8 protein-coding genes are annotated in these 8,644 nt (G+C 47.8%); 1 reads left to right on the top strand and 7 read right to left on the bottom strand.

Going from position 1 to position 8,644, the window contains the following annotated elements:
- The 5 genes from AC1WIP_RS07155 to AC1WIP_RS07135 form a co-directional block, all read right to left on the bottom strand.
- On the bottom strand, positions 1-1,366 hold a 1,366-nt coding region (locus AC1WIP_RS07155; protein WP_481141204.1), incomplete at its 3' end, for a response regulator transcription factor.
- A 30-nt stretch (positions 1,367-1,396) separates the two neighbouring features.
- Entirely contained in the window at positions 1,397-3,175 is a 1,779-nt protein-coding gene (locus tag AC1WIP_RS07150; protein ID WP_481141203.1) for a sensor histidine kinase, read from the bottom strand.
- A 69-nt stretch (positions 3,176-3,244) separates the two neighbouring features.
- Entirely contained in the window at positions 3,245-4,081 is an 837-nt protein-coding gene (locus AC1WIP_RS07145) for a carbohydrate ABC transporter permease (RefSeq protein ID WP_481141202.1), read from the bottom strand.
- Entirely contained in the window at positions 4,078-4,944 is an 867-nt protein-coding gene (locus AC1WIP_RS07140) for a carbohydrate ABC transporter permease (protein ID WP_481141201.1), read from the bottom strand. The genes AC1WIP_RS07145 and AC1WIP_RS07140 overlap by 4 nt, the downstream gene beginning before the upstream one ends.
- Before the next feature lie 115 nt (positions 4,945-5,059).
- Positions 5,060-6,481 carry an ABC transporter substrate-binding protein gene (locus tag AC1WIP_RS07135; protein WP_481141200.1) on the bottom strand — a complete coding sequence of 474 codons (1,422 nt, stop codon included), beginning with the start codon at positions 6,479-6,481 and terminating at the stop codon, positions 5,060-5,062.
- A gap of 63 nt (positions 6,482-6,544) precedes the next feature.
- Between AC1WIP_RS07135 and AC1WIP_RS07130 the strand changes: the two genes are divergently transcribed.
- A complete protein-coding gene (locus tag AC1WIP_RS07130) occupies positions 6,545-6,769 on the top strand; it encodes a hypothetical protein (protein WP_481141199.1) in 225 nt (74 codons plus the stop codon).
- 115 nt (positions 6,770-6,884) lie between these two features.
- On the opposite strand, the gene AC1WIP_RS07125 is transcribed toward AC1WIP_RS07130, so the two are convergent.
- Together AC1WIP_RS07125 and AC1WIP_RS07120 are read right to left on the bottom strand one after the other, a co-directional pair.
- Positions 6,885-7,646, bottom strand: a complete 762-nt coding sequence (locus AC1WIP_RS07125) for a hypothetical protein (RefSeq protein WP_481141198.1) — start codon at positions 7,644-7,646, stop codon at positions 6,885-6,887.
- 258 nt (positions 7,647-7,904) lie between these two features.
- Positions 7,905-8,644 (bottom strand): MFS transporter (locus AC1WIP_RS07120; protein WP_481141197.1); only part of this gene is annotated, 740 nt, incomplete at its 5' end.

The following is an 8,644-nucleotide window of genomic DNA, read 5'->3' as shown; positions in this document are numbered from 1 at the left end:
CCGCAATATCCTTTATATAAATGTCAGGATTGGTCTCCATAAGCTCCACCGCATACCGGATTTTTTTCTCCACCACATATTCATTGTAGGATTTTCCGGTGTACTGGCGGAATACCTTTCTGATATAGGGCTGGCTGGCCTTAAAAATGCTGCTGATTTCCTGCAGAGAATAATTCTGGCTCAGATTCTGCTCGATAAATACCCTGATCTGCTCAAATGTCCGGTAGTCCCTTCTGCTGGAGGAATTTTCCCTTGTGGAAAGACTGCTCATCCAGCATTTCAGCACGGCCTCCCGGATTTCGTCGTAGCTGTCCATGCACACCAGCATTTCATCCAGCTGGTCGTTTAATGTCACCTTATCCCAGGTAAGAATTCCCGCCCTCTCCATCAGTGAGGACACGGCGTGAATCCGGCTGCGCATATGAAAGACAGACGCCTTTTTCTCCTTCCAGTTATCAAACAGGCCTGACAGACTTTCCTGAATGCTTTCGTAGTCCTTGGCCATCACGGCAATTTCCGTCTGACGAAGCAGCCCCTCGTCTCCCTCGTAATTTTCTCCGGCCTCGCAAAAGGAGGGAAATACCAGATGCTCTGATTTCCCCGGTATTGCCAGCTTCCGCACCGTGTTCCGGTAAAATTGCCGCAGGCGGGCCACAAAATCTCCCCCCGAGGCTTCTTTTTCCACCTCCACGAGAATACAGGTCTTTTTCCGGTTTCTCATACAGAGGATTTTTGTCACAGCCTCCTGCCAGCCGTTTGGAGGCTTCTCTCCGTCTCCGAAAACCACCACCGCTTCCTTATACCGTACATACAAAAGCTCCTTTTGCAGCTTTTTGAGCACCTCCACAATATCCTTGGAGTCCCCGCTGTAGTAGATAATCAAAAGCCTGATTTGAGGAAAGGGAATCTGCTTTTTAAATTCCTCCTCCTTTCCCGCCCGGACAATAGTCTCCAAATCCAGTCTCAGGCTGCTTGTCTTAGCCGACCTGTGCTTTTCCTCAATCATCTGCAGCGCCTGGCGCAGCTCTTTTGGATTGATAGGCTTTGTAATAAAGGCGTCAATTCTCAAAGAAATGGCCTCTCTTGCATATTCGAACATTTTATAGCCTGTGACAATAATAGAGTGAATCTCTCCTGCTTCTTTCTTAATTGCTCCAATGAGCTCAAGACCGCTTAAGCCGGACATACGGATATCTGAAATAATCAAATCCGCCTCAAATTCTTTCACTGCCTCCAGGGCCGTCTCACCGTTTAAACACACGGCCTCCACCTCAAAGCCCGGGGTCTGTTCCACCAGCTTTCGCAGAAAACGCCCGATGGGTGGTTCGTCCTCTGCAATTACCACCCTTATATTGCTGCTTGCCATATTTACGCTCCTTACCCACCTCAGGGCATATTAATCCAATGAATTTCCTTTGTTTCCCAGTATTACCCGAAAGCCTCCTTCCTGTCTGTTTTCCAGAGAGTAATAAAAGGCCCCGTCATAATACAAATACAGCCTGATCAGAGTGTTTTTCACCCCGATGCCATCCTGCTGCTCCATGTATTTTCTGGACAAATCCAGATTTTGAAAATACCGGCTGATATCCTCATTCATCCTTTGAAGCTCCTTATCAGCCATTCCGGCTCCGTTATCCTCAATGACAATCTCCCAGCCTTCTTTTGTCTCCATTCCTCTTACGGAGATATTTACAGTGGAATGCCTTGCGTCCAGGGCATGCTCAAATACATTTTCCACAAAGGGCTGCAGAATCAGGCGGAGCACCTGTTTCTTTTCCAGATTTTCCCCACACTGTATGTCATAGGTGAGGCGGTTTTCAAATCGGAGCTTCATCAGCTCCAGATACATGCGGATATGGTTAAATTCCTCCGAAAAGCTCACCGTATTGGTATTTTTGTCCGAGATGGCATACCGCATCAGCTCAGACAGCTTCAGACAGGAATCATATATGCGGTCATCCCCGTTTTCCGCTCCCATGATACCGATAATATTTAAGGTATTATACAGAAAATGGGGATTAATCTGGGATTGAAGGTAGTGAAGCCGCTCCCTGGTCTGTAAGGTTTTTAACATTACCTCATTGTTGATCATAACATCAAGCCTTTGTTTCATGTCCACAAACTCCTGATGCAGGATTTTTGTCTCACTGTACCTTCCAAATATTTTATCATTTGTGACGCTGCTTAGGTTTTTCAGGGTCATTCCCTGCATCTCCTTTGACAGGGCCACAAGGGGCCTGGACATGCGTCTGGCCATAACGGCGATCACGCCTATGGTCAGGGTGATGATAACCAGCGCCTCCAGCACATAAACCTCCAGCGTGTCCACTGTGCGTTCATATACTCTGTCCATCTCAGCCGCCATAATGGTAGTCAGTCCGCTTTCCTCTTTGGTTCTGGCCGCTGCCAGATATTCTCCCTCCATCTCCTGCAAAAGCTCCTCCACCTGAATCTGTCCGGAAAGCTCCACCGGGAAGCCTTCGCTTTGATAGAGCACGGAATCTCCATATACTACCAGAATTTCCATACCATTGAGACCTCCCAGGTCAAAAATCTGCTCAAAATCCTCCTTTGCCATCTGAACTGCCAAAAATCCGATGACATCCCCTGGATTTCTCACCGCACGAACCAGCGTAAGAGCCTCTTCCTCCACATTAGGCAGTACAGAGGCAGACACCGGAAGCAGGATTGCCCTGCCATAGTTATTAAGGGTTGTGTCAAGCCATTCAAGCCCCTCCAAAAAGTCCTCCGGAAGCCTGTACTGGTAGGTGTACCCCTGATTGTAATCATAGCTGGTCATAAAATGACCGTTCCAGTTAAAGAAAACCGTGTGGTAGGACGCACTGGTATAGGAATAAGAGCAGATTTCGTTGCTGGCCGCCGCATAATAGGTGGACTCCTCATACAGGGAATTGGTTCCGTAATTGAGCCTGTTGGCCGCGCTCATAAATTCCTCATCCGCCACAATATCCAGCGAGATAAAAGACATGGTATTATAGACTGCCTCAAGCTGGGTGCTGGTCAGCTCCGCCACTGAGTCCAGATTCTGCTGTACATCCTGTTCCACAGCCTTCACATTGAGACTAAGCAGAATCACCATTAAAACAAGCAGGGGAATCAGGGCAATCACAAGATAAGAAAACAACAGCCTGCGCATAAAGCTATGAGTTTTCATAGGCAGCCTCCTTCCTTTCCTATTTTATTTCTATTATAGGATATCAGAAGCAAACAGTCATCCATTCTCTTATCCCTTTACAGAACCCATTGTCATGCCTTCCAGAATCTTCTGATTCAAAAAGATATACAGAAGAATCAGAGGAAGCGATACCACAAGGGCCGCTGCAAACAGATACCCATAATCCGTAGTCCAGGTGGACTTCAGGGAATAGACAAAGGACTGCACCGTCTGTGTGCTGGACCCGGACATAAAATACTGGGGATTTTGAAAATCATTATATACAATAATGGAGCGCAGTATCACCACGGTGGCGGTAATGGGCTTCAACAGCGGAAAAATAATGCGGCCGAACAAATCCAGTGCGCTGCAGCCGTCAATTACTGCCGCCTCGTCTATCTCAGGGGGCAGAGAGCTGATATAGCCCTTATACAGCATTGTAGCAAAGGGAAACAGGGAGGCTACCTCCACCAGACACAGTCCAAACAATGTGTTGTCTACATGGAGCAGATTCAGCACCCAATAGGTGGGGATAATGGCCGCCGGAACGATTAATCCCGCAATAATCAGCTTGTCAGATATCTTTCCGATAAGCCCCTTCCTCCGCTGAAGAATGTAAGCCGTGGCCGCTGAGGCAAAGACCAAAAAGGTTATGGAAAGCACCGTAAGGACAATGCTGTTCTTAAAGGCCTTGAGCAGCGCACTATTTTGATACTGAAAAATATAGGTATAATTTTCTATGACATTCCACTCCGTTGGCAGGGACAGATCAAGCCTTGCGGACTCCGCCCTGGTCTTAAAGGAATTGATGATTACAAAATAGAAAACTACCCAGTGTGTGCCTGCGGTAAGGGCTACCAGCAGAATTTCAATGATTTTGCTAAACAGGGTTCTTTTTCTGATCATGCTATCTGCTCCTCCCTTTTTGCAATGATGGAGTTTAACGGGAATACAATGACAGACACCACCACGAACAGGATCACATTACCCGCCGTAGCCAGTCCATAGCTGCCTCTGGAAAACAGCTTATAGACAATGGTTCCGATCACCTCTGTGGAATATCCGGGACCGCCTCCGGTGAGGGCATAGATCAGGTCGTAGCTTCGCAGCCCGCCGATGAGACAAAGCGTCACTATGGTATTGATGGTGGGCACCAGAAGCGGAAGGGTGATCTTGCGGAAGGTCTGCCAGGATGTAGCCCCGTCAATGGCCGCCGCCTCAAAGTAGGTGCTGGAAATGGCGCTGATGCCCGCCACAAAAATAATGGCCACCTGGCCTACGCCCTTCCACACATCTACAAGAAAGCAGGCAAACAAAGCATAGTGTTTGTCCGTCAGCCACCGGATGGCGTCTATTCCGAAGATGGAGAGAAATTGATTTAAAATTCCATTGGCGTCCATAATGGATTCAAAGGCCACCGCCACCACTACATTTCCCAGCAGGGTAGGGAAAAACACCACAATTTTTAAGTAGTTGCCGCTGCGGATTCCGCTGCATACATATTTTGCCAGAAGCAGACCCAGAATAAGCTTTACCACACAGGTGGAAAAAGCGAAGATGGCCGTATTTTTCAACGCCGCATTGGTGCTGCTCATGGTAAAAAAGGTAATAAAATTCTGCAGTCCCGTAAAGGTTGCGGTCTTTAAATCCCATGTGGTCATGGAAAAATAAAAGGATGCAAAGGTGGGAACCACAAAGATCAGAAAGTATACTAAAAGCCCCGGCATAGCCAGCCACAGGGGGTAGGTTTTATGATTCAGTTTCTTCATTTTCGCTTACCTCGTTTCAATATGCGCGTGTGCGCACTCAGAAAACGGCTGGACGCGCCGCCCTCGGGCAATGCCCCGGGGTCCGCATCCAGCCGTCCTTATCCATACAGAAGCTTTACCAGCCTGCAATGCCCTTCTGCTGTGCGTCAATGGCATTGTCCATCTCAATTTCCGTGATTGCCTCATCCGGCGTATACTCACCGGTTCCAACCATTTGCAGTATGGTTACCAGGTTTGCTCCCTTTATGGAGCACTTATATTCCATAACCGGAGTGGACGCCCTTTCCACCCATTCCTGTGCTTCTCTCACCGCACTGGTAATGTTATCGGGAAGCTCGATGCCGTTTAACATAAAGGCTCCCGTGGGCACCGTCTTGGTGCAGTAAGCGTCTATGGCATCACTGGTGGTCATAAACTCCATAAATGCAAGCGCGCATGCTTCCTTTTCTGGATCAATATTGGCATTCATGCACCATGCAGGAGGCATCCAGGTAGCCACTCCCAGCACATCGGAGCTTTCGTCCGGAAGCGGGAAGAATCCGAATTCATCCAGGGAATCCGGCACAACGCCTGCCGCCGTAGCCATGATGTTGGTACGGGAGAAGGTCATCACCGCATCGCCCTGTGCCACCTGAATGGCAGAGTCCTCAAAGCTCAGCGCCAGAGGGTCCTCACTCTGATAGCCGTTGGCATAAAGATCGTTCATTTTTTCCAGTCCCCTCATATACGCCGGAGACTCATGAAGCTCGATTTCTCTATTTGTATATTTGTCTGCAAATTCAGGGTCCTCCTGATTTACATAGTAGTACTGGGCCAGGAAAAGAATCTGGGCGCCGGCTCCGTCGCTGTAGGGTGTAGCCACCGGCACTTTGTCTGTCTGGGAGCTTATGATTTCACAGTTTGCCAGAAATTCCTCCCAGGTGGTGGGAATCTTAAGACCCAGCTCCTCATACACCGTTTTATTGTAAAAGCATCCCGCTACGTTTGATGTGGTACAGGGCACTCCGTACAAGGCTCCCGTCTCATCATCTGCCACGATCTCCAGGTAGGTATCCGTCACATTCTCCCTGATCCAGTCCTGTCCGGAGAGGTCATATACGTTGGCCTGAGGGTCGATGGTCTCCATCATGGCTCCGATAGAGTTCTGCCAGATATCCGGCAGATTTCCCGTAGCCGCACGCACGCTTAAGGTGCTTACCTGTTCATCCGGATCTGCGGAGAGCATCTCCACCTCAATGGTGGCTCCCGTCAGCTCCTCAAAGGCTTCAAATTGTGCCAGAAACGCATCTCCCACCTCTCCTGTGGTTGCATGCGCAAGATTTAAAGTGACCCCTTCAAAGTTCCATTCCCCTTCAGCCTGGCTTTCTGCCGCTTCTGTGCCGGTTCCCGTTTCAGCCGCCGCATCTGTCTGCGCCGCCTGTGATGTCTGCGCTTGGGATGAGCTCTGTCCCGTTTCCTGGGCAGGCTCTTCGCTGGAACATGCACACAGCCCGGCTGTCATTACTGCCGCCATAAGTAAAGCCACTTTTCTTTTCAAAGCTTCCTACCTCCTTTGTTTTCTTTGATGCACTTATCATAATGCAAAAACAGGATCGGGTCTATGGAATATCAGGAACGGGAATATAGAAAATTAGAAATGCTTTGTGCTTTTTGTATAATATTTTTATATTTTCTTATATTTTTTATTCTGATTGACGGCAGTTTTGGGTGTAGAGTTTCTTTTTTTCATGATATTGCAAAACAGCACCGTCATCTTGTACGAGATGCCATATGGAATGCCGCCAAAGGCTTAGGAATACACAACGCAAATAAAGCTTCTATCTGATACCTGTCAGACAAAAGCTTTATTCATAGGCGCTCCTTCACTTCTTTTCGTCAATCGGGCCAGACTGCCTGTGACACGGACATTTGGCTGGATAATGCAGCGCCGGAATGTTTCCTCACAGCGACACGTCGATCTGCACGGCCTTTTTCTTCTCTCCAAAATGCTTCTCTTCCAGCTCTAACATTTCTTCCAGAATCTTTTTCTCGGCCTTTGCCGCATCTTTATCCTCTGTCAGCTCCTGCGCCATTCCACTATCATCCGTCTCATATTCCGGCTGTTCCTTGTTGTCAGAAGAAATTTCAGCCTCCTTCTCTTCTGCCTGCAGGTGCTTCGCCCTCCTGACCTCTTCCTCCGTAGGCAGCTGCCCAAAGGCAGCGCTCTTTGTAAAGTCATGATATACCTGCACAATCCGTCTGGCGTCTCCCAATATCCTCTTTGCCGCTTTCACCTTTTCGCTCTTTGGTATATTAGGATTGTTCACAACAGACTTTAGCTCCGAAAGCTTTCCGTTCATTTTGTTCACATGAAGTCTCTCTGCCTCTTCCTTTGTTTTACAATTCCGAAGCCTTCTCTCATAGGCCTTCTGCTCCATCTTATCAGCCTTATATTCCATGTATGCCTGAGGGTCCTTCTGCTTCAGTCTGTCCAGCTCTTCCCTCGTAAGGTCCTGGCCGCTCATGAGCTTTGTGTAAATTTGATTATACTTCTCACTTTCACGGTTGGCCTCAAGCTGTTCCTTAAAGTCTTGAATCATCCGCTCCTGTGGGGTCAGCTCTGCATCCTTCTTTTTCAAAAGGTTTCCCGATTTCTTTTTGTTTTCCCAGCTGCCTGCTGCCAGCATTTGATTTACTGCATTTCGTATCGTTCCCGCCACCATGTCATACCTCATTTCTGAGCGACTTGTCGCGAAGAGGCAAAATCTCACAAAAGTGAGATTGCAAATGTCAAATTTGCGTCTGCCATCATGGCTATTTGTTTTCGCTCAGAAACAATATAGCCAACGCGAACAATTTCGCGTGTGAAAAATCAGCACATCAGTGTGATTTTTCACACTGCCTCCCGTTCCTCAACACATTTCCATTTCCTATTTTGGTTATCGGATCATCGGGCTGTTTATTACATAGCAAATGGCGTATTATTTTTCATGATATTGATACTTTTTCAGCTTCCTGCCTGTAATGATACAAATTAAGCTTCCGCTTACGCCCAGAATAAACATCATAAGCGCGGCGCCGGAGCCCTTGCCTGTTCCAAAGCAGGCTTTTAAAATAGATACATCACCATATATGCGCATAAATGGCTCACACACATTATCTACCATAAAGCCGCCAACAAACAATCCTATGGGAATGGTGAAAAACTGAAACGTATTGCGGCAGGCATAAACACGTCCCTGCAGCTCCACGGGAATGGAGGTTCTGAGAATCACATCCATGTTGGCGCTCATAATCGGCACAAGAATCCACCCAATCACCTGGCCTATGCACCACAATACAGGTTCTCGGGAAAATGCCAGCAAAAAATTTTCAGTACTTAACGAAAAGAGCATCGTCAGGTAAATAATCCTTACTCTATCCTTCGGTTTTGGCAGAACGGATACTAACAGACTGCCTAAGATCATCGCAATACCGGCGCAGGATGTAACAATCCCAAGAACAGAGGAGCCTCCTTTGGGATTCGGAAGAACATAACCGGGCAAGGCTGCATCAAAGGCAGATGCCACAAAATTAACGCCGGACATGAAAAGAATCAGCGCCATAAGAAGCGGATTTTCCTTCAGAAACACCAGTCCGTCCTTTGCAAGATAAAGTATATTTTCCTCCTTTGCGCTTCCGCTTTCCGGGATTTTGATAAAAAACAATAATGCCGCAAAGG

The organism is Acetatifactor sp., assembly GCF_982438285.1.
Note: the sequence above shows the minus strand (reverse complement) of the source record. Positions and strands in the feature narration are given on the sequence as shown.